The 19,576-nt window shown below is 35.9% G+C and carries 18 protein-coding genes; all 18 read left to right on the top strand.

Translation table 11 applies throughout. From position 1 onward, the window contains the following. Positions 1 to 29: 29 nt before the first annotated feature. Positions 30 to 761 carry a polysaccharide biosynthesis/export family protein gene (locus G7Y56_RS08885; RefSeq protein ID WP_165042775.1) on the top strand — a complete coding sequence of 244 codons (732 nt, stop codon included), beginning with the start codon at positions 30 to 32 and terminating at the stop codon, positions 759 to 761. Positions 762 to 816: 55 nt separating this feature from the next. Further along, entirely contained in the window at positions 817 to 3,222 is a 2,406-nt protein-coding gene (locus G7Y56_RS08880) for a GumC family protein (RefSeq protein ID WP_165042774.1), read from the top strand. 58 nt (positions 3,223 to 3,280) lie between these two features. After that, complete coding sequence (locus tag G7Y56_RS08875; RefSeq protein WP_165042773.1) at positions 3,281 to 3,457, top strand: hypothetical protein; 177 nt, start codon at positions 3,281 to 3,283, stop codon at positions 3,455 to 3,457. A 31-nt stretch (positions 3,458 to 3,488) separates the two neighbouring features. Continuing rightward, a complete protein-coding gene (locus tag G7Y56_RS08870; RefSeq protein WP_165042772.1) occupies positions 3,489 to 4,466 on the top strand; it encodes a hypothetical protein in 978 nt (325 codons plus the stop codon). Positions 4,467 to 4,550: 84 nt separating this feature from the next. Beyond that, positions 4,551 to 4,823: a PqqD family protein gene (locus G7Y56_RS08865; protein ID WP_165042771.1), complete on the top strand. Its 273-nt coding sequence runs from the start codon at positions 4,551 to 4,553 to the stop codon at positions 4,821 to 4,823. A 14-nt stretch (positions 4,824 to 4,837) separates the two neighbouring features. Continuing rightward, positions 4,838 to 5,947: a nucleotidyltransferase family protein gene (locus G7Y56_RS08860; protein ID WP_165042770.1), complete on the top strand. Its 1,110-nt coding sequence runs from the start codon at positions 4,838 to 4,840 to the stop codon at positions 5,945 to 5,947. A 23-nt stretch (positions 5,948 to 5,970) separates the two neighbouring features. After that, positions 5,971 to 7,650: an ABC transporter ATP-binding protein gene (locus G7Y56_RS08855; protein ID WP_165042769.1), complete on the top strand. Its 1,680-nt coding sequence runs from the start codon at positions 5,971 to 5,973 to the stop codon at positions 7,648 to 7,650. 55 nt (positions 7,651 to 7,705) lie between these two features. Beyond that, positions 7,706 to 8,572, top strand: a complete 867-nt coding sequence (locus tag G7Y56_RS08850; RefSeq protein WP_165042768.1) for a hypothetical protein — start codon at positions 7,706 to 7,708, stop codon at positions 8,570 to 8,572. A gap of 5 nt (positions 8,573 to 8,577) precedes the next feature. Then, a complete protein-coding gene (locus G7Y56_RS08845) occupies positions 8,578 to 9,045 on the top strand; it encodes a S24/S26 family peptidase (protein ID WP_165042767.1) in 468 nt (155 codons plus the stop codon). Positions 9,046 to 9,053: 8 nt separating this feature from the next. Continuing rightward, positions 9,054 to 10,166, top strand: a complete 1,113-nt coding sequence (locus tag G7Y56_RS08840; protein ID WP_165042766.1) for a glycosyltransferase — start codon at positions 9,054 to 9,056, stop codon at positions 10,164 to 10,166. Further along, the gene (locus tag G7Y56_RS08835; protein ID WP_165042765.1) at positions 10,163 to 11,305 is read left to right on the top strand and encodes a glycosyltransferase; all 1,143 of its coding nucleotides are present in this window, start codon (positions 10,163 to 10,165) and stop codon (positions 11,303 to 11,305) included. The genes G7Y56_RS08840 and G7Y56_RS08835 overlap by 4 nt, the downstream gene beginning before the upstream one ends. Positions 11,306 to 11,325: 20 nt before the next feature. Next, positions 11,326 to 12,288, top strand: a complete 963-nt coding sequence (locus G7Y56_RS08830; protein ID WP_165042764.1) for a glycosyltransferase family 2 protein — start codon at positions 11,326 to 11,328, stop codon at positions 12,286 to 12,288. 252 nt (positions 12,289 to 12,540) lie between these two features. After that, entirely contained in the window at positions 12,541 to 13,686 is a 1,146-nt protein-coding gene (locus tag G7Y56_RS08825) for a polysaccharide pyruvyl transferase family protein (RefSeq protein WP_165042763.1), read from the top strand. Next, positions 13,683 to 14,768 (top strand): hypothetical protein, encoded by a 1,086-nt coding sequence (locus G7Y56_RS08820; protein ID WP_165042762.1) that lies wholly within the window; start codon positions 13,683 to 13,685, stop codon positions 14,766 to 14,768. The genes G7Y56_RS08825 and G7Y56_RS08820 overlap by 4 nt, the downstream gene beginning before the upstream one ends. Further along, on the top strand, positions 14,749 to 16,281 hold the full coding sequence (locus G7Y56_RS08815) for a lipopolysaccharide biosynthesis protein (protein WP_165042761.1): 1,533 nt from the start codon (positions 14,749 to 14,751) through the stop codon (positions 16,279 to 16,281). Before G7Y56_RS08820 ends, G7Y56_RS08815 begins: the two co-directional genes overlap by 20 nt. Beyond that, the gene (locus G7Y56_RS08810) at positions 16,278 to 17,456 is read left to right on the top strand and encodes a glycosyltransferase (protein ID WP_165042760.1); all 1,179 of its coding nucleotides are present in this window, start codon (positions 16,278 to 16,280) and stop codon (positions 17,454 to 17,456) included. The genes G7Y56_RS08815 and G7Y56_RS08810 overlap by 4 nt, the downstream gene beginning before the upstream one ends. After that, the gene (locus G7Y56_RS08805) at positions 17,453 to 18,508 is read left to right on the top strand and encodes a glycosyltransferase family 4 protein (protein ID WP_165042759.1); all 1,056 of its coding nucleotides are present in this window, start codon (positions 17,453 to 17,455) and stop codon (positions 18,506 to 18,508) included. Before G7Y56_RS08810 ends, G7Y56_RS08805 begins: the two co-directional genes overlap by 4 nt. Beyond that, the gene (locus G7Y56_RS08800) at positions 18,505 to 19,527 is read left to right on the top strand and encodes a glycosyltransferase family 2 protein (protein ID WP_165042758.1); all 1,023 of its coding nucleotides are present in this window, start codon (positions 18,505 to 18,507) and stop codon (positions 19,525 to 19,527) included. The genes G7Y56_RS08805 and G7Y56_RS08800 overlap by 4 nt, the downstream gene beginning before the upstream one ends. Positions 19,528 to 19,576 lie beyond the last annotated feature (49 nt).

The following is a 19,576-nucleotide window of genomic DNA, read 5'->3' as shown; positions in this document are numbered from 1 at the left end:
TTAAACAGATAAATTACAAAAAAAGAATTATGAAAATTCCATCTAAATTATTTATAGGAATACTTATCACAACTTTACTCAGTTCTTGTTCGTCTAAGAAGGTCGTCTATTTTCAGGATATTGATAAGATTGATATGAAAAATCTTACAGCTTATCATAATTATGAGCCTAAGATAAAAAAAGATGATATGATTGGTATCATTGTTTCAGCTCCGAACAAAGAGGTTGTTGCGCCTTATAACAATGATCCAATGGTCTACATGGTTGATATCGACGGTTATATAGCTTTTCCTGTATTCGGGAAAATTAAAGTTGAAGGTCTTACTTTGCGAGAACTGTCCAATTGGCTTACTGACACGATATCCAAAGATGTGAAGAACCCTATTGTTAATGCATCTTTCATGAACTATAAAGTAACAATATTGGGAGAAGTGCGTACACCGGGAACTTATGTTATGCCAAGCCAAAAAACAACGATCCTACAGGCTTTGGGTATGGCTGGAGACCTCACTCTGGGGGGAAAACGAGACGATGTATTACTAATCCGCGAAATAGATGGTAATTACAAGCATATAAGAATTGACCTTAGGAAATCTGATATTTTATCTTCTCCATATTTTCACTTATGTCAGAACGATGTTATTTATGTGGCTCCAACTTCATCCCGTACATTTTCGGGATCGAGTCAATCTACCATCATTCCATTAGTTGCCTCTTCTTTAGGATTGGTAATATCAATGGCAGTTTTGATTTTCAATTAATTAAACAATTGCTGTGTTGTAAGCTATATTCCAATAAAAATATTTTGAGACAAGCATGACTGAAAGAGAATTTTTGAACGATAAGGAACGAGCAATTAAAGTAGATTATCGTAAAATAAGCACTATTTTATGGAACATGAAGTATATATTACTCATGTCTATAATATTATGCCTGACAGGGGCTTATTTTTATATTCGCTACACTACACCGATTTATAAGAAGAATATAACTGTAGTTCTCAAGAATCAACAAACTCAGTATTCTGATAATTATCAGCTAATATCTAATACTTTGGGTATAGGAAATAAGACTAGTCCCGATAATCAGATATTTATATTGAAATCGGCAACGTTGATGAGTCGCGTTGTTGAGCTGGGTAACTTTAATGTTAGGTATTTTAGCAAAGGTCGTTTTATTGATACAGAGCAATATACAGACTCTCCTGTTAAATTTTCATTTAAACCTAAAGTCAACAATGAGAAAGTTAATATTAATCTGGAAATAACATTTTCTGCAGGAAAAGAAATATTTATAGACTCTTTGTCAATTAATAACGAACCGATATCATTACCTACCAGAAAAATTAATTTCGGACAAGTTGTTAACACACCTGCTGGCAGCTTTAATCTAACTGCACAAGAAAATATAGATGTTTCCAAACTGATAGGTCAGATGTGCATTACCCGCTCAAATGTAGAAAATGCTGCGAGAGCATTGACAGGTGCTTTGGAAATAACCTCTTCGGCTCAACAGCCGGATGCATTAATTATCTCATTAAGAGAAAAGCATCCCAAACGAATAGAGGATATATTGAATATGCTGATAGATGAGTATAATATCCTGACTAAGGAAAACGATAGCCAGAGTATTCTCAGTACAATATCATTCCTTGATGAGCGTATCATGGGACTGGAGGATGAACTAGAAGAAGTGGAGGGATCGTTTACCAAATATCAGACAGCAAATGAGTTAGTTGATCTTGGTTCGCAATCTCAAATTGCAATGAATTCAGAGCAAGGATATAAAGAACGTTCGAATGATCTCAGATTACAACTTAACCTTTTAGCTAATATTAAAAAATCATTTGAAAGTAATGTTCATGAGCTCATTCCAGCTAACATAGGCATTATTGATGGCACTCTAAACACGTCGATCTCACAATATAATCAATACGTTATCGATAGGAATAGGATGTTAGCAGGATCTAGTGAGAATAATCCTAAAGTTCAAATAATTAACGATTTGATTGCCGTTTTGAGGAGGAATATTAAACAGTCAATAGATAATTTAGAGGCTGATTATAAACTTCAGTTACAATCTACAACTAAGCAACAAAATCTAAATCAACGCGAATTGACTGCAATGCCCTCAAAGCAATTGGCTTTGACACGAATGTCACGTTTACAGCAAGTAAAGGAGCCGCTCTATACTCTCTTACAGCAAAAAAGGGAAGAGGCATTACTCATGTTATCATCATTGTCTAATCAAGCTTATGTTGTAGATAAAGCCTTTGGGTCAGACTTCCCAATTTATCCAAAAGGGGGGGATATATATATGCTTGCATTGATTGTATCAATTTTTGTGCCTGTGTTCATTGTGTTGATTATGAATATATTTCGTGATAAAATTATTTTTGAAAAAGATATTACAGATCGAACAGACATTCTGTTATTAGGAGCTATTCCTTCGGCATTGAAGAACAGAAAGTCGCCGATGAAAGCCCATATAATAACGGCTACAGGTCGTGATCCCCTTACCGAGAGTTTCCGCATGCTGCGAACCAAATTAGAGAACTTTACTATCAATAAGAAAAAACAAGGAGGGTTAATTCTTCAGATTTCTTCTTCGGGACCGTGGGAGGGGAAAAGCTTTGTTTCTATTAATATGTCTTTATCCTTAGCATATTTAGGGAAAAAGGTTCTATTGATTGGAGCAGATCTACATAAGCCGGCACTTAGTAAATATCTGGGGATAGATAGTAAAGAGAAAGGTTTGTCTACGTATTTGGCAGGTATGGTGGACGACATACATCAGGTCATAATTCCTCATGAAAGTACCCCAAATTTAGAGATTATCCCGGCGGGTCCGATACCACTAAATCCGAGTGAATTGCTCTCTCTTCCATTATTAGAGAAAACGTTGGACGAGTTGCGCAATGAGTATGACTATATTATAATTGATTCTGCTCCATTTCTAGTTGTTTCTAGCGGATTCATTATCAGTAAATATGCTGATTGCACTTTGTACATCGTAAGATCCGACTACACCAAATTTTCGGCTATAGATGCTCTGAACAGTATAGTTAAGGAAGGTAGTTTGCAATCAGTAATGCTTTTGTTGAATGCAGTCAGTTTTAATAAAAAATCAATTTATGGCGTTAGTCGTTCCGGGCAGGCTTATGGTTATGGATACGGCTACGGCTATGTGGAGCATAATAAAAAAAATAAAAGTAATCTGTAATTTAAATAAATTCATCTGTAAGCTTTTTGACCTATAATATTAACAAAACAAAAACAAAATGAAAAGTAACGAAAAAGTAATGAAAAAAGAGTACGTATCCCCTCTTATCGAAATTATCGAGGTGGATGTGGAAGAAGGCTTTGCCATGTCTGTGGAAATAAAAGGAGCTGCAAATGATTTTACTACAAACAGCTTCGGTAACGGAGACGGAGGTAGTACAATGGGAGATTTTTAACTAAAGTATGACGACTAAAAAAGAAAAAACGATGAAGAAAGTAATATTTGCTGCATTAACGTTAGCAATTGGCTTATGGTCATGTTCGCAAAGTGAAGAAAATGAGAAAACTGACAATACTTCGGATGGTTATGTAAATGTAACAATAGGTACCGAATCGGGAAGTCTCAAAAGTATAGTAGCTCCCGGAGGAGCAACCAGTTGGAATCTTGCCGATCAAGTAAAGATACTAGATGTTGATGGTGTAGAGCAACTGTTTTCTTATGCAGCTGAAACACCTAAAAGTTCAGCTCAGTTTTCTGGAAGACTGAAATCCGGACAGGGTAAGCAGGTTTATAGAGCATACCATGTTCCTAAGAAATCTAAGGTTACATTGAAGAATGGTCATATTCTAGTTGTAGGTAGAGAAAATATTGAAATAACCGAAGATAAAGCGACTAGCAATTCAGCTCTATTTGGTTTGTATTGTCCAATGGTGGCAACTCCTTTTGAATTTGATGCTGAAAACACAAAAGATTCTAAATTAGCTCAATTTTATCATTTGGGTACAATGATTGAAGGTCGAGTTAGTTTGAGAACTCCTCAAGATTCAAAACATTTGGACAAAATGTTTGACAAGATAGTGTATGAGGTTAAAGCAATCGGTTCATATCCCTTCTATACCGAAATAGAATTAGACTTAAATAAACTAACGACTTCTTCGTTGGTTGAAGATTTGAATGATTGCATAATACCTAACAAAGCTGTGAAAACAGATTTAATGTCAACGACTATAAATATGCAAGCACGTTCTATAAGAAGTCTTATGGAAGAGTATAAATTATTGGGTTCTTATGCTATTCCAATATTTGCTCTTCCGACAGAAGAGGGCTTTAACTATACAGCAACCATCTGTTTCTATAATCAAGGGAAAGAACAATTGAAACTACAAGGTAGTGGAGTAGCAACAAGATTGAATCCGGCAGGATTGAATATCTTGAATTTCGATTATAAGAAAATTGTCGAATAAGAATTACCTTAATTAATACTGTAAAGGATTATTATTGCTTCTGTAGAATAATAATCCTTTATATTTTTTTCTAAATATATCAATATGAGAATTCGAAAAGGTTTTAAAATACAGTCTGTAGGAGGAGAGAATATTATACTGTTGCAGGGTACATACGGTGTTGATACCACCAAAATAGTATCGTTCAACGATACATCTCTTTTGTTATGGAATATCTATGAAGATAAGGAGTTTACAGCAGAAGATATAGCCGCCTCTCTTGTGGAGGAGTTTGGTATAGAAAGAGAGCTGGCCACTAAGGATGCTATAGATTGGATTGATGTATTAGTTCAAAACAGACTGATCGAGCAGCAATGATAAATTCAGTAAATATGTTTTTTTCACTGCTTCGGCTAAGTCTGAATGCTGATAAAAACAAAATAGATCGTTGTTCATCAACATTTGTTGGTGCAGAAAGTAACGATTGGGAGCAATTGTTTGAACTTTCCGTAAGACAAGGAGTGCTATTATTGTGTTATGGTGGTTTACAGTACTTACCTAAAGAGTCACAACCGCCTCGTAAATTGAAGTTGCGTTGGTGTGTAAATGTAGTAAAAGGCTGCGAACGATACGACCATTATAAATGTATTATTGCGAAGTTATCAAATTTACTATCAGAAAATAATATAGCCCTCCTTATAATTAAGGGGGTTACCATATCTGAATTATATCCTGTTCCATATTTTCGAGAGAGTGGCGATATAGATATTTATTTGTTCAAGAAGGCCGAACAGGCTAATAATCTGATATCATCTCTCGGAGTAAAAAAAGAGGAAGGAATAGAGAAACATTCCATTTTTATAATAGATGGGATACCCATAGAAAATCATTATACATTTTTTGATACTGCTTTACAATTTCAAAGAGAAAGCCAATTGTATCAAAAAATGGAGAATATGCTTCACGGCATGTTTTCTCAAAATACTTGTCCTACTATAAAGAGGGATAATATATATCAGCTTCCGCCACAGGCAGCGGCTCTTTACCTAATAGGTCATACGTTCAGACATTTTTGTTGTCTGGATGTAAACATTAGACAGATGTGTGACTGGACAATATTTTTCAGTAAAAACGAAGAATATATTGACAGTGAGTTGTTAGCCTCTCAAATAGACGAATTGGGGTTAAGAGAATTTGTATGCCATATCAACTCTTTCTGTTCTAACTATCTTGGGTTCAATCCCTATTTCATAATTCCACAAAAAAGAGAAGCAGCAACAGAAGAATTTATCTTGAAAACAATCATGCGGTACAGAGTCAATCCCAAAATACATATCCCTGTTTTTGGTGTATTGCGCTATCTTTTCCGCAGAAATAATATATATAGAAAATATTTGGGTAAGGTAGATATTACAGAATTTTTACTCCCTGAGATCAAAAGCTATTTTGCCTATCTGTTAAAACATAGATGGCGTTCTACAAATAAAACATCGAAGATCTAATTCAGTTCGAGCCTATTTTTGCCATGAATATAAATTTATACATTAAATTGCTCCCTCATCAATTTCGAAAGAGAGCGATTGGAATAGTCATCATTGGGATACTGAACAGATTGCTGGACCTAATTGGTTTGGCTTCGTTGTTGCCAATCATTATCGTAATTATGAATCCATCTAGTATCAAAGGAGACGATTCATTTATGGCTCGGTTGTTCCAACTCATAGGATTGGATTCTCTAGCTCAATTCGGTATCATGCTAGGGGTAGTTGCTTTGGTATTATTGCCATTCAAAAGTATAATTACAATCTGGCTCGGAAATATTCAGAATAAATATTATCTGGAAATATATAAACATTACTCCCGAAGACTTTATAATTATTATCATAACAAGGGACTCTTATTTATACGCCAAATGTATTCATCACAGTTGGCATTTCACATCAATGGCGCTTGTTACGGATTTGCGACAAACATTATCAAAACCATTTTGGATTTGATGTCCAACTTCGTAGTAATGTTATTATTGATCGGCTTTTTAGTCTGGCTTGCTCCTATGACATCTTTGATGTTACTGGCTGCTATGGTGCCTATTTCTTTGATATACTTGGTAATTGTCAGAAATAAACTTAAAGAAATTGGGTCTGATGCATACGAAGCTCGTCGCAAACAAGCTCAGATAGTTCAGGAAAGCCTAAAGGGATATGTAACATTAAAAGTTAATGATTCATTTGAGAGAACAAATGAAGACTTTAATAAGGGACTTGATACGATATTTAAAGCAGACATTAAAAATATTGTTTATAAGCAAATTCCATCAGTGATTTTTCAGATATGCACAGTTATTGCACTGATTATTTTGCTTGTTGAAGGAACGACGAACAACACTTCTGTCAATTCTTTCATAATCTTTGGATTTACAGCTATCCGAGTAATGCCATCAATACTAGCTATGGTAAACGGTTGGCATACTCTTCAGAATAACCAATACATAATTGATGTGATTAAAGGGATAGAAGAAGATGATAACAAGAACAATAATGAAGAAATTCTCCAACCTATAAGTTTAAATCAACAAATAGAACTAAGGGATATAACTTTTGGTTTCGAGATCGATACACCTGTCTTTTCAAACTATTCTTTAAAGATACATAAGGGTGAAACTATAGGTTTTAGAGGAATCTCCGGGGCAGGGAAGAGTACCCTATTCAATCTGCTATTGGGATTCTATGTTCCCCAGAAAGGTGGTGTATATATTGACGGAGTTAAGTTATCCTCTCAAAACAGAAAAAGTTGGCATAAATTGGTCGGTTATGTAGAGCAGGATGTTTTTATAAAAAATGATTCTCTAACTAAAAATATTGCGATGTCGACGACTGAACCGGACAACGATAAGATATTGGAGATATTTGACCAAGTGGGACTTAAGCGATGGTTTGAGGGTCTTAAAGATGGCTTAGATACGATTATAGGAGAGGGAGGAGCAACCGTTAGCGGAGGTGAAAAACAGCGGATTGGGATAGCAAGAGCATTGTATAAAAATCCGAAAATTCTCTTTGTTGATGAAGCCACATCTGCTCTGGATGCAAAAAGAGAGGAAGATATTGTTTCTTTACTACACTCTTTAGCTTCTGATAATTTTACTCTTCTGATCATTTCGCATCGGGAGAGTACACTTCAATTCTGCAATCGCATAGTAGACATATAATTATTTCACTATAACAACTGAGTGAGAAAATTTTGGTTTTGACAGTTTTAAAATAATGAGAAAAATATATTCGATAGCCGGCTTGAAAGTGGAGCTGAGTGGAGAAAGTACTATGCAACAATTGACTAGATTACCCGAGTTTGATGTATTCGAAATCGATGATCAAAGTGAAGTTAATATTGATATTTTCATCCGCATGGACGAAAATGTGGATGCTGCTTACTTTACAGAAGTTTGCCATATTCATCGTTTTAACGTATTGGATATAGAGCACTCTTTTTCGACTTGTAAAGAAGGGTATCTCTATGAAATGCACCGGCAGGATGGTAGTAAGATTGTAAGCGTTATCTATAATCCGCATAGCAATGATGTTTTAATGTCTTCTTGCAACTGTCCAATATCTATCAAATTTGCCATGTGGATTGCGTATTCTTTACCGGCAGTGAAGGAAAAAGTGCTTCCAATACATGCATCAACGATCGTCAAAGATTCGGAGGCAGTTCTATTTCTAGGTGAGTCAGGAACAGGTAAAAGTACACATACAAGATTATGGTTGCAATATATTGAAAATGCTTACTTACTGAATGACGATTCACCTCTGTTACGTATCAAAGACGACAAAATATTTGTTTGTGGGTCTCCATGGAGCGGTAAAACCCACTGTTACCGGCAAGAGATAGTTCCATTAAAAGCAATGGTGAGACTAAGTCAATATCCGGAGAATAAAATGAGTCGCTCAAGTAAGCTAAATTCTATCGGGGCTATACATCCATCTTTTCCTCCTTTTTTAGCATACGATGGATTATTCTCCGAAAAAATAATTTATTGCCTAGATAAAATTCTTAAAGATACTCCTGTATATGAACTAAAATGCCGTCCTGACAAGCAAGCGGCTGAGGTCGCATATACTACAATATATTGATTTATATGGCTGTGAAAGAAATATCCAATAATCTGTTTTTTACTAATGTTAGAAATATTATTAATTCGGGCAATTCGGTAGAACTGAAAATTAAGGGGACAAGTATGTATCCCACTTTGTTGAATGGTGAGCATAAAGTGGTACTAACATCTTATCAAAAACAATATCTGAGGATTGGTATTATACTTCTCTTTGTGTATAAGGAAAAATACATATTGCATCGTCTGGTGTCTATCAATGAAAATCAGCTAATACTTCAAGGAGATAATCAGCCATATATAAGAGAATATATTGAGGAGAAAGATATAGTTGGTATGGTAGAATACATTATTAGCCCTACAGGTAAAGTTACAGACTGTAAAAAACGTCGTTTTTTTGTTCAGAATAGATTTTGGCGACCAATATATCAATATCATTTATTCTTCGTTAGAAAAATGAAAGGTTTTTTCATTAAGACTTTTGCATATACATAATCAAGTACATGGAACAAAAAATAAAAGTGTTGTTTTTTATCGAATCGCTTGCTGGTGGTGGAGCAGAAAAAACACTTTCTACAATTATAAATCATATAGACAGGGACAAATTTGATATAACTGTGGCTACTATAATAGCCAACGGTGTATATGTGGATCAGATTAGTAGATTTGTAAAATTTAAGCCATTAATAAAAACACGTAATCAGATTTTATATAAGATATTATACCACTTGATCTATTTCTATTTGCCTTTACGGATAGTTTATAATTTGTTTGTTCCAAAAAGGAATGATGTCGAAGTTGCTTTTTGCGAAGGCTTTGTAACAAAGCTACTTGCATACTCACCTAATAAGAATAAGATCGCATGGGTGCATACAGATATGCAGGTTAATCCATGGACTCAAAGTCTAGTCTATTCTTCGATAGATAGAGAGAGGAAGACATACTTAAAATACGATAAAGTAATATGTGTTTCAGAAACTGTTAAGCAGTCAGTTGAATCGAAGTTTGGAATTGAAGCTGAGACTGTTTATAACCCTATTGATAGCGATGAGATCATTAGTAAGTCTAGGGAAAAAGTTTCTTTACATATAAAGAAGAAACTTCGTATTGTCACTGTCGGGCGCCTTGTAGAGCAAAAGGGATATGATCGACTATTAAAGGTGATTAACGAACTCAAAAATGAAGGTTGTGATTTTGAATTGTGGATATTAGGGGACGGACCTGAAAAGGAAGGACTAGCTGATTATATTGATAAAAACAATCTGAATGACGATGTAAAGCTCTGGGGTTTTATTTCTAACCCATATCCGTACATGTTAGCCAGCGACATTTTTGTTTGTTCATCACGATGCGAAGGATATAGTACAGTTGTAACGGAAGCTCTGATTCTCGGACTTCCTGTAATAACAACACTGTGTTCGGGAATGAAGGAACTTTTAGGCGATAACATCTATGGAGTCATTGTAGAAAATGAAGATATGACTCTACTCGAACCGTTGAGAAAGATTATACACGATCGTGATTATCTCGCTATGTTAACTCAAAAAGCTCAAAAAAGAGGTAACGACTTTAGTATATCGTCGTTAATGAAACCCATAGAAGATTTGTTAAGATGAAAAAGAAGCATATTGCATTTGTCGTTAATGGACTATATGGCGGAGGAGCAGAGAGAGTATTGCAGGTATTTTTAAATAATTTCGACCGACGAAAATATAATATTACACTTGTAAATTACAGGGAAGAAGATATTAATAATGAGTTTTATCCCGCTGATATTAAATATATAAGTATTCTTAAGAACCTAGAAAAAAAGAGATCGAAAGCAGGTCGCATTTGGGCTAAAATATATAATAAGATTAATTTGATTGTATATGATAATTTTTCTCCACGTGCTTTCAGACAGCTTTATTTAAGGGATAAATTTGACATTGAGATTGCTTTTATCGAAGGATATGCTACAAGGATTGTCAGCGGTGGTCGCTCTAATAAAAAAATAGCATGGGTTCACATCGATTTGAAATTATATCCATGGACGGATATCGCATTCCGATCTATGAATGAGCAAATCAAGTGCTATTCATCTTTTGACGAGGTGGTTTCTGTTTCCAAAAGTGTACAAAAATCAGTCGAAGAGTTGTTCTTGCATGAGTCGATAGTTATATACAATCCCATCGATACTGAAGGGATACGAAGAATGTCTTCTCTCTTTACTGTTGAAAGAAAGGAAAACACTTTATTCTTCATATCAGTTGGAAGGTTAGTTCCACAAAAAGGATATGACAGATTGATAGCTATTATAGGTAAGTTAGTTGCCGAAGGTTTTGACCTCAATTTATGGATAGTAGGTGAAGGCACAGAAAGGAAATATCTGGAAGAGCTAATTAAAGAAAGGAAACTTGAGGGAATTGTCAGATTATTGGGCTATCAAAGTAATCCATATCCGTACATCAAGGCAGCAGACTGGTTTGTTTTTTCGTCACGCTACGAAGGATACGGCTTGGTTGTAGCTGAAGCTCTGATTCTGAAAACTCCGGTCATTAGTGTAATGTGTGCAGAAATGGAACAACTTCTGGGAGAACGTAACGAATGGGGGATTATAGTTGAAAATGAAGATATAGCTTTGTTAAACGGGATGAGGAATATATTGAAGGACACAGAGCAGACTACAAGATATAGAACCCAAGCAATAGAAGGAGGTAACCGTTTTTCACTAGAACGTCAAATGAATGAAATATATAATCTAATTGATAATTAAGATCACAGACCAAAGCGAGTATGGAGATATCGGTTATAATACCAGTTTACAATACTGAAGCATATCTGGAAGAATGCTTGGACTCTGTAATTGCACAGCAATTCGAAGATTGGGAGTGTTTGCTTATAGATGATGGGTCTACCGATCGCAGTAGTAGTATCTGTGATTTATATGCTAGCCGGGATAGTCGATTCAAAGTATTCCATATTGTGAATTCTGGAGTATCTGCCGCACGAAATCTGGGAATAGAGCACGCATTAGGAACGTATATCGCATTTATTGACAGTGATGATACTGTTGACAAGAGTTATCTCTCCCGACTTTACGAGGCGATGATGCAAGTTGATGCAGAACTAATCGTCGGTGGTATGAAACTGGTTCGCCCTTTAGCGACGGAAATAAATACTGCAACTCAAGGTTTGGTTATAATTGGAAGTGAAGATTCCGACCGTTTTGTCGAATTGAATAGAAAATTCTTATTATACGGACCAGTTGTTAAGTTATACCATTCTGATATAATTAGAGGCAACAATATAAGGTTTCCATTAGGAGTTCAGTATGGTGAAGATCTGGTATTCAATTTAGAATATTTAAAATATGTAACCAACATCTTTGTAATAAACACAGCAGATTATAACTACCGGATTTTATCGGAAGGATCGCTTTCTTCTTCTGCGCATAGTCGAAACTTTGCTAATAATTACACACAGTGGAAGATTATCTGTTCCTTTTTCAAGGGAAAAAAGATCAATAGTTCAAATGCTCAAATATATTTATCAAATCGTCTATGGGGCATCGCTTACGATCTGGTAATGAGTAATAAGTTATCTGTAAAAGAGATAAAAAGTGCTTTTAGTATTGAGTTTATGAATGACCTGAGAGCCTTTAATAAATACACAATATCAATTCCAAGTTGGTTGAGGATAAGTATGTCAGGAAGATTTTATCGAATGATGTGGTTGATACAACGGAGGGCTAAATAAGAAAAATCGAATTGAGGTCAAAGTAAAAGTTTCAGACCTGTTTGTTATCTATGAAGTGGTTTTGACTTTTTATTTTTCGTATTATTTTGTCATCCTGAGGAACGAAGGATCTCGGTTGTATGCTTCTTCTTTATCGTTCAGCATGACAGAAAGTAAAAAACAAACAAAAAGAAAGATTTTTCAAAAGTCAAGAGTAATTATATCAGATGATTACATTAAAAAAATATACCATCAAATTTTACATTTACTAATATGAAAATTATTCTTTCACCACATGGAGGAAGTGGGAATCACGGATGTGAAGCAATAGTCAGATCCACGGTGAAAATATTGAAAAATATTGATTTTGAACTATTCTCGGCATCTCTGGAAGAAGACGCAAAATACGGATTGGCTAAATGCTGCAAATTGTCGGCTGCTCAAAAGCCAATTAACCGTTTTTCTATACGATATCTCCTAGCTCGGATAAGTGGTAGTGTGGAGAAATTTGACCGACTAGCTTTCGATCCTATCCTCAAAGCAGCGAAGAAGAGTGATCTGATGATGAGTATAGGAGGTGATAACTATTGTTATGGAATTAATAATCACATTCTGTTAGTTAATAGAGCAGTCAGAGAATTAGGAAAAAAAACTGTACTGTGGGGCTGTTCAATAGAAGAAGAGGCAATAAACAATGATATCGTTTTTGAGGATCTGGCGGCTTTCGATCTGATAATTGCCCGCGAAAGTATCACTTATAATTCGTTGAAGAAAAAAGGTCTGCATAAAGTCTCATTATTCCCCGATCCGGCATTCCAGCTTAATCGGATAGATCTTCCTTTACCTGAAGGCTTTAAAGATGGTAATACAGTCGGGATCAATATAAGCCCCATGATTATCAGTTACGAAACAAGCAAAGATTCTACGCTGAACAATTATATAGGGTTGATAGAACATATAATGGCTACGTCGGATATGAATATCGCATTAATCCCACATGTAGTATGGACACATAATGATGACAGAAAACCTCTTTTGCAATTATACAATCGTTTTGCTCATACAGGGAGGATAGTAATGATAGAAGATACCGCAGCATCGGAACTCAAGGGGTATATAGCCCGCTGTCGATTTTTTATAGCAGCACGTACTCATGCCAGTATTGCTGCATATTCAGAGTGTGTACCGACTTTGGTTGTAGGCTATTCGGTGAAAGCGAGGGGAATAGCACGTGATATTTTCGGAACGGAGGATAATTATGTAGTACCTGTACAGTCGTTAACAAAGGATGACCAGCTAGTTAAAGCTTTTAAATATATATATGAACACGAAGCTGATATCAGAAATCATTATGCTTTGGTTATGGGGCAATATAAAGCAAAAGCTGCAGAGGCCGGAAAAGAAATTACAAAAATATGATAGTTATTATATCGCTGTTTGCTATACTTCTTATTTTTGTTGGGTTCGACTTTATCTTATTCTTTTGTGAGTGGCAAGCCAGAATTCATATAGGCAGATGGGATGATCGGCTCAAGTGGCAAAAGGCAATCGAATCGAGAGCCCGTAAATGGTTAGATAGGCCTCCAACTGTAAAACTAACAGACAATAATTATTGGGTACTTTATGATGTGTTGCGTGGCAGATATCATAACCGAACAATACAAAGCTGGCAAGCAGCAGGTCTGTTGATGGCTTTCGGCAAAACTGAGGCTGTCCGATATAGTAACGGAAAAATAGATACTACAACCGGCAATTGGAAAAAGGATCCTAAACATATCGATGAAGCTTTGTTGGCATATATTCTAAAAAAAAATAAAGCATTAACTCCAATAGCCGAGAAAACTATTATTTCTCTCCTAACAAAATTGAAGGGAGACCAAGAGACTATTCCCTATCGGGCTACTATTCCAGATGTGAGGTTTATAGATACAATAGGCATGGTTACTCCCTTTCTTGTTCTCTGTGGAGAAGGTGAGCTTGCCATGAAACAAATAGAAGAATATGACAAAGCGAAATTGGCGGATTCTTCCATTCCTTCACATGCTTATGATATAGTTCGAGATGTTCCTTTAGGAATATATGATTGGGCACGTGGCATCGGATGGTATATACTAGGACTTGTCGAGTCGAATACAGACGGATCGCTTGATGCTCGCATCATCTCGTTAGCATACGAATTACTGCCTTATCAAAAAGACGAAGGTGGCTTCGGTGCTATGTTTTTTAATAAAGAGGCTATATGCGAGTCGTCTGGTACAGCTTTGATAGGTCTATTGATGGTAAATGCATATCGGATAAATTCTGATACACGATTTTTAGATGCTGCCTTTCGGGTGGAAAAGCAGTTGATGCGACAGACTCGTAGAACTGGTGCTATAGATTTCTGTCAGGGCGACACAAAAGGTATCGGCTATTACTCTACTTTTTTTTCAGTTATGCCATTCGCACAGGGTATCGCATTGAAGTTGTCAAAAGATCTGAATGAATATGCGAACGGATAACTCGCGGAAGAATTTCATAGCCAGTATCTCAGTTATGCTAGTGATGACTTTTCTGGGATTTCTTACCCGAAAAGTTTTCGTAGATAACATAGGTGTTGAGTATTTGGGGCTTAATGGATTGTTGCTCAATATTCTGAGTGTAGTATCCTTACTTGAAGGCGGTTTTGGTACCAGTATTGTGTATAATTTGTATAAACCCCTTGCAGAAAAGGATCAGCCAAGAATCATTGCACTCGTACAGTTATACCGAAAGATTTATCGCTACATCAGCCTCGGCGTACTATTAATGGGATTGGCAATATATCCTTTTCTTGATGTTTTTATTAAAGACGGCGAATCATTGAAGTATGTCTCTGTTGTATTTTTCATTTTCCTGTTCAACAGCATAGTTCCTTATTTCGCTGCATACAAATGGTCTTTAATTAATGCAGATCAGAAGCAGTATAAACTGGTGCGTATCAATCTGGTATATCAGGTAGGATTGAACCTGACAAAACTGGCTATACTATACTATACGAAAAATTATATTTTATATCTTATTATTGAATCCCTGTTTCTTGTTGGGTACAATGTCGCTATTACCTATAAAGTCAATCAACTGTATTCATATATTAGAACGAAAGTGAAATACAAGGTTGACGAACTTACACGGAAAAGAATCATTACGAACTCAAAAGCTTTATTTTTACACAGTCTCGGGGGATATTTGATGCATTCGACCGGTAATATTGTTATATCTTCATTTGTCAGTATTGCGATAGTTGGCTTATATTCAAATTATACATTGATAACAAGTTATATAAATAATATTGTCACAAACACTTTAAATAGTTTTTCGGAGAGTGTCGGTAACCTCATAGCTACGGAAAGTGTTGAGCATGTCAATAAGGTTTTCAACACCATATTCTTACTTAATTTTATTATAATATCCTTACCTGTAATTGTACTTTCGAATACAATTAATCCATTTATTGTTTGGTGGCTAGGTTCCGAATATTTATTGGATATATCCACAGTAGCTGTCATACTGATCAACCTTTATATTTTTGGTATGCGTATTTCTGTTCAAATATTTAAAGTAAAATCGGGCATATTTGTACAAGACAAATTTTCTCCGCTAATACAAGGATGTACTAACCTTATACTATCTCTTATCTTCGTTCAATTCTGGGGTATTACGGGGGTTTTACTCGCTTCAACCATAAGTGTATTGTCTATAGGATTTTGGCAATTTCCGTTTCTTGTTTACAAATATACATTCAAGAAACCACTCAGGCTCTATTTCATAAGCTATGCTAAATATACGCTGATCGCACTCATTTCTTGGGTAGTCACTTATTATCTGTGCTATCTCTTGAATGACGACTCACTGATTGGTATTGTTCTCAAGAGCATCATTTCGTTAGTCGTTCCCATAGGGCTATACTATATATTGTTTAGTAGGACAACTGAAATGCGAAACCTTATATTCACTTATATTAAACCAATGTTGCTCAAGGTATTTAAACGATGAAAAAACGGTTGCTCATTTCTATTCAATATATGGAGATAGGAGGAGTGGAACGTTCCTTACTGGGTCTTCTGGATAGCTTCGACTATTCACGTTTTGATGTGGATCTTTTTATCTATCGTCATTCGGGTGAATTAATGCAGTTTATACCATCCAAGGTCAACCTAGTACCCGAGATTCCAGCCTATACAACTCTAACACGGCCTATAACTCAGATCGCTGCTGAAGGATATTGGAGGATTGCTTTGGGGCGGTTGCAGGCTAAATATCAGGCAAGACGATTTGGTAAAAGGAATACTAACGGAGAAAACTATTCTATATATCAATATGTTGCCGATGCTACTACTTCTTATTTGCCTCCGATAAACGATATTGTTTACGATCTGGCAATAAGTTTTATAACACCGCATAATATAGTGAAAGACAAAGTGAATGCGAAATGTAAGGTGGCATGGATTCATACCGATTACTCGAATATTGCGATAGATGTGGGGCGTGAACTAAAATCTTGGGGTGCATACGATTACATCGCTGCTATTTCGAAAGATGCAAAAAAAGCATTCATATCAAGATTCCCATCTTTGTCTGATAAAGTTGTTGTTATTGAAAATATCCTTTCCGTAAATTTCGTTAGAGAACAGGCTCTTTTGCAAAAGCCGGAATTAGATGCAGAGATAAAGCTTCTCACAGTAGGACGTTTTTGTTATCCGAAAGCATTGGATCAAGCTGTGCGTATCTGTGCCAAACTGGTAGAGAATGGACTACCTGTCAAGTGGTATGCCATCGGTTACGGAGATGAAGATACAGTCCGAAATGCAATTGACGAATGTGGAATGCACGATCATTTTATTATCTTGGGTAAGAAAATGAATCCCTATCCTTATATTGCCGCTTGTGATATTTATATTCAGCCCTCGCGTTACGAAGGTAAAGCAGTTACCGTACGGGAAGCACAAATACTGGGGAAACCAGTTGTGATAACTGCTTTTAATACTTCGGCCAGCCAATTGATAGATGGTTTCGACGGTCTTATTGTCCCTATGGATATCGATGGTGCTGCACACGGAATTCAATCTCTTATAGAGAATAAGTCGTTACAAGAAGAGTTTCGTAAGAATATGGAGATTACCGATTATGGCAATTCTAAAGAAGTAGAGCTTATATATAGATTATTATGAGGTTATTGTATATAACTAACGGAATAACAGGAGTTGGAGGTCTTGAGCGTGTACTCTCTGTAAAGGCGTCGTACCTTGCCGATAATCTTGGTTATGAAATTTGTATAGTATCTCTTAATGAGAAAGAGAAAGAACCATTTTATAAGTTCAGTTCCAGAATAGTTTTTCGTTCGGTAGAGGTAATAAAGAGTAAATTCGAATATTTCTTGGGTATACGACGTATCGTAAAAGAATTTGCCCCCGATGTTATTTCCGTTTGCGATGATGGATTAAAGGGATTTTTTGTGCCCTTATGGATTGGCAGTAAAGCCAAGATTATTTACGAAAGACATGTTTCGAAAGAGATGGTTACCCATGGTAAGAATCCAAATCTAAAACAAAAAATATCTTTATTATTGATGGATATAGGAAGTAGGCTCTATGATAGATTTATTGTCCTGACAAGTGATAACAAGCAGCAGTGGAGATCTAAAAATGTAGAGGTAATACCTAATCCTCTTCCATTTTATCCCGATTCGATTTCTAAATTGAATAATAAACGTATTATTAGTGTTGGAAAAGTCTCGGTTCAGAAAGGTTATGAACGTTTGTCAGAAGCTTGGAAACTAATTGGGCATAAGTATCCGGATTGGAGTATCGACATATATGGTTCGGTTTCAGATAATAGTAATTTGCCGGAGATTATAAGAGAAGCTTCTATAAATATAAATAAACCGGTTAAAGATATACAGAACGAATATCTGGCATCTTCGATCTATGTATTACCTTCTCGATTCGAGGGTTTCGGAATGGTGCTAATCGAAGCTATGGCGTGTGGAGTGCCTTGTGTAGCTTTTGATTGTCCCTGTGGACCGAGAGATGTAATCAAGGATGGAGAAGACGGTTTTCTACTTGAGAATGGGAATATAAAACAATTTGCGAAACAGCTTTCTTTACTGATTGAAGATGAACAATTGCGTAAAGAAATGGGTAGAAATGCTCGTCGTAATATACGGCGTTATGATGTTAGCATCATTGCTGGCAAGTGGGATGAACTTTTCAAGATTTTATGATAAGTATAATTGTACCGATTTATAATGTAGAACATTGTCTGGCTAAGTGCTTGAATAGTCTGTTGAAGCAAACCTACTACAACATAGAAGTGGTGTGTGTCGACGATGGTTCACAAGATAAAAGTGGCTCTATTTTAGCCGAATATTCGAAAAAAGACCACCGTTTGAAAATGATTACACAAGAAAACAGTGGTATAGCCTCGGCGCGTAACCGAGCTATAGAGGAAGCACAAGGGGAATGGATCATGTTTGTAGATTCGGACGATTGGGTAGATGTCACCACATGCGAAAGAGCAATAACTTTGATAGGAGACTCTGATATAGATATAGTGCTTTGGGCATATACTCGCGAATTTGTGAATGGGAAGAATGCTCCGCGTTTTTTAATGGATGGGGATAGGTTGTTTGACGAAAACAATATACAGTCCTTACATCGTCTGATTATAGGTCCTATTGGAGCAGAACTGTGTGACCCTACATTACTCCATTCGTGGGGCACTGTATGGGGTAAACTCTATTCTCGTAATGTAATCTCAGAAACCAGATTTGTAGATACAAATATTATTGGTTCGGCCGAAGATGTATTGTTTAATATAGAAGTATTCACTCGTATAAAAAGAGCATTCTATGTGAACGAGGCTATGTATCACTACCGTAAAAGTGGAAAGTCATTTACCGGAGGTCATAACAGAAATCTCAATGAACGGTGGATAAATCTTTATTCGATGATGTCGGATATTATTGTGGCATACGATCTTCCTTCCGATTTTAATGAAGCTCTTAACAGTCGGATCGCACTGGGGCTGATAGGGCAGGGGATAAATGAATGTAAGTCCCCGCGAAGTACACAAGATAAAATAAACGTAATAAAACAGATAATAACCCAAGAGCAATATCGTTTAGCCGTGAAGAATTTACCACTCAAGTATTTTCCACTCCATTGGCGTCTCTTTTTCTGGGCTGCTAAGAATGGTAAAGCGAATATACTTTATATTCTTTTACGGATAATGAATCGATAATAATTTGATATATTTTATATCTATTGTTTTATTATATACCTTTATTTGT

This window comes from Dysgonomonas sp. ZJ709, from assembly GCF_011039195.1.
Classification (GTDB): Bacteria; Bacteroidota; Bacteroidia; order Bacteroidales; family Dysgonomonadaceae; genus Dysgonomonas.
This window is presented reverse-complemented; position numbering and strand designations above follow the sequence as displayed.

Bases quoted from the DNA above. Each gene is read 5' to 3' on its own strand.
- G7Y56_RS08825 (WP_165042763.1), top strand. From the start codon at position 12,541: ATGAAAATTATTCTTTCACCACATGGAGGAAGTGGGAATCACGGATGT.
- G7Y56_RS08870 (WP_165042772.1), top strand. From the start codon at position 3,489: ATGAAGAAAGTAATATTTGCTGCATTAACGTTAGCAATTGGCTTATGG.
- G7Y56_RS08860 (WP_165042770.1), top strand. From the start codon at position 4,838: ATGTTTTTTTCACTGCTTCGGCTAAGTCTGAATGCTGATAAAAACAAA.
- G7Y56_RS08835 (WP_165042765.1), top strand. From the start codon at position 10,163: ATGAAAAAGAAGCATATTGCATTTGTCGTTAATGGACTATATGGCGGA.
- G7Y56_RS08855 (WP_165042769.1), top strand. From the start codon at position 5,971: ATGAATATAAATTTATACATTAAATTGCTCCCTCATCAATTTCGAAAG.
- G7Y56_RS08880 (WP_165042774.1), top strand. From the start codon at position 817: ATGACTGAAAGAGAATTTTTGAACGATAAGGAACGAGCAATTAAAGTA.
- G7Y56_RS08885 (WP_165042775.1), top strand. From the start codon at position 30: ATGAAAATTCCATCTAAATTATTTATAGGAATACTTATCACAACTTTA.
- G7Y56_RS08830 (WP_165042764.1), top strand. From the start codon at position 11,326: ATGGAGATATCGGTTATAATACCAGTTTACAATACTGAAGCATATCTG.
- G7Y56_RS08820 (WP_165042762.1), top strand. From the start codon at position 13,683: ATGATAGTTATTATATCGCTGTTTGCTATACTTCTTATTTTTGTTGGG.
- G7Y56_RS08840 (WP_165042766.1), top strand. From the start codon at position 9,054: ATGGAACAAAAAATAAAAGTGTTGTTTTTTATCGAATCGCTTGCTGGT.
- G7Y56_RS08875 (WP_165042773.1), top strand. From the start codon at position 3,281: ATGAAAAGTAACGAAAAAGTAATGAAAAAAGAGTACGTATCCCCTCTT.
- G7Y56_RS08845 (WP_165042767.1), top strand. From the start codon at position 8,578: ATGGCTGTGAAAGAAATATCCAATAATCTGTTTTTTACTAATGTTAGA.
- G7Y56_RS08810 (WP_165042760.1), top strand. From the start codon at position 16,278: ATGAAAAAACGGTTGCTCATTTCTATTCAATATATGGAGATAGGAGGA.
- G7Y56_RS08850 (WP_165042768.1), top strand. From the start codon at position 7,706: ATGAGAAAAATATATTCGATAGCCGGCTTGAAAGTGGAGCTGAGTGGA.
- G7Y56_RS08815 (WP_165042761.1), top strand. From the start codon at position 14,749: ATGAATATGCGAACGGATAACTCGCGGAAGAATTTCATAGCCAGTATC.
- G7Y56_RS08805 (WP_165042759.1), top strand. From the start codon at position 17,453: ATGAGGTTATTGTATATAACTAACGGAATAACAGGAGTTGGAGGTCTT.
- G7Y56_RS08800 (WP_165042758.1), top strand. From the start codon at position 18,505: ATGATAAGTATAATTGTACCGATTTATAATGTAGAACATTGTCTGGCT.
- G7Y56_RS08865 (WP_165042771.1), top strand. From the start codon at position 4,551: ATGAGAATTCGAAAAGGTTTTAAAATACAGTCTGTAGGAGGAGAGAAT.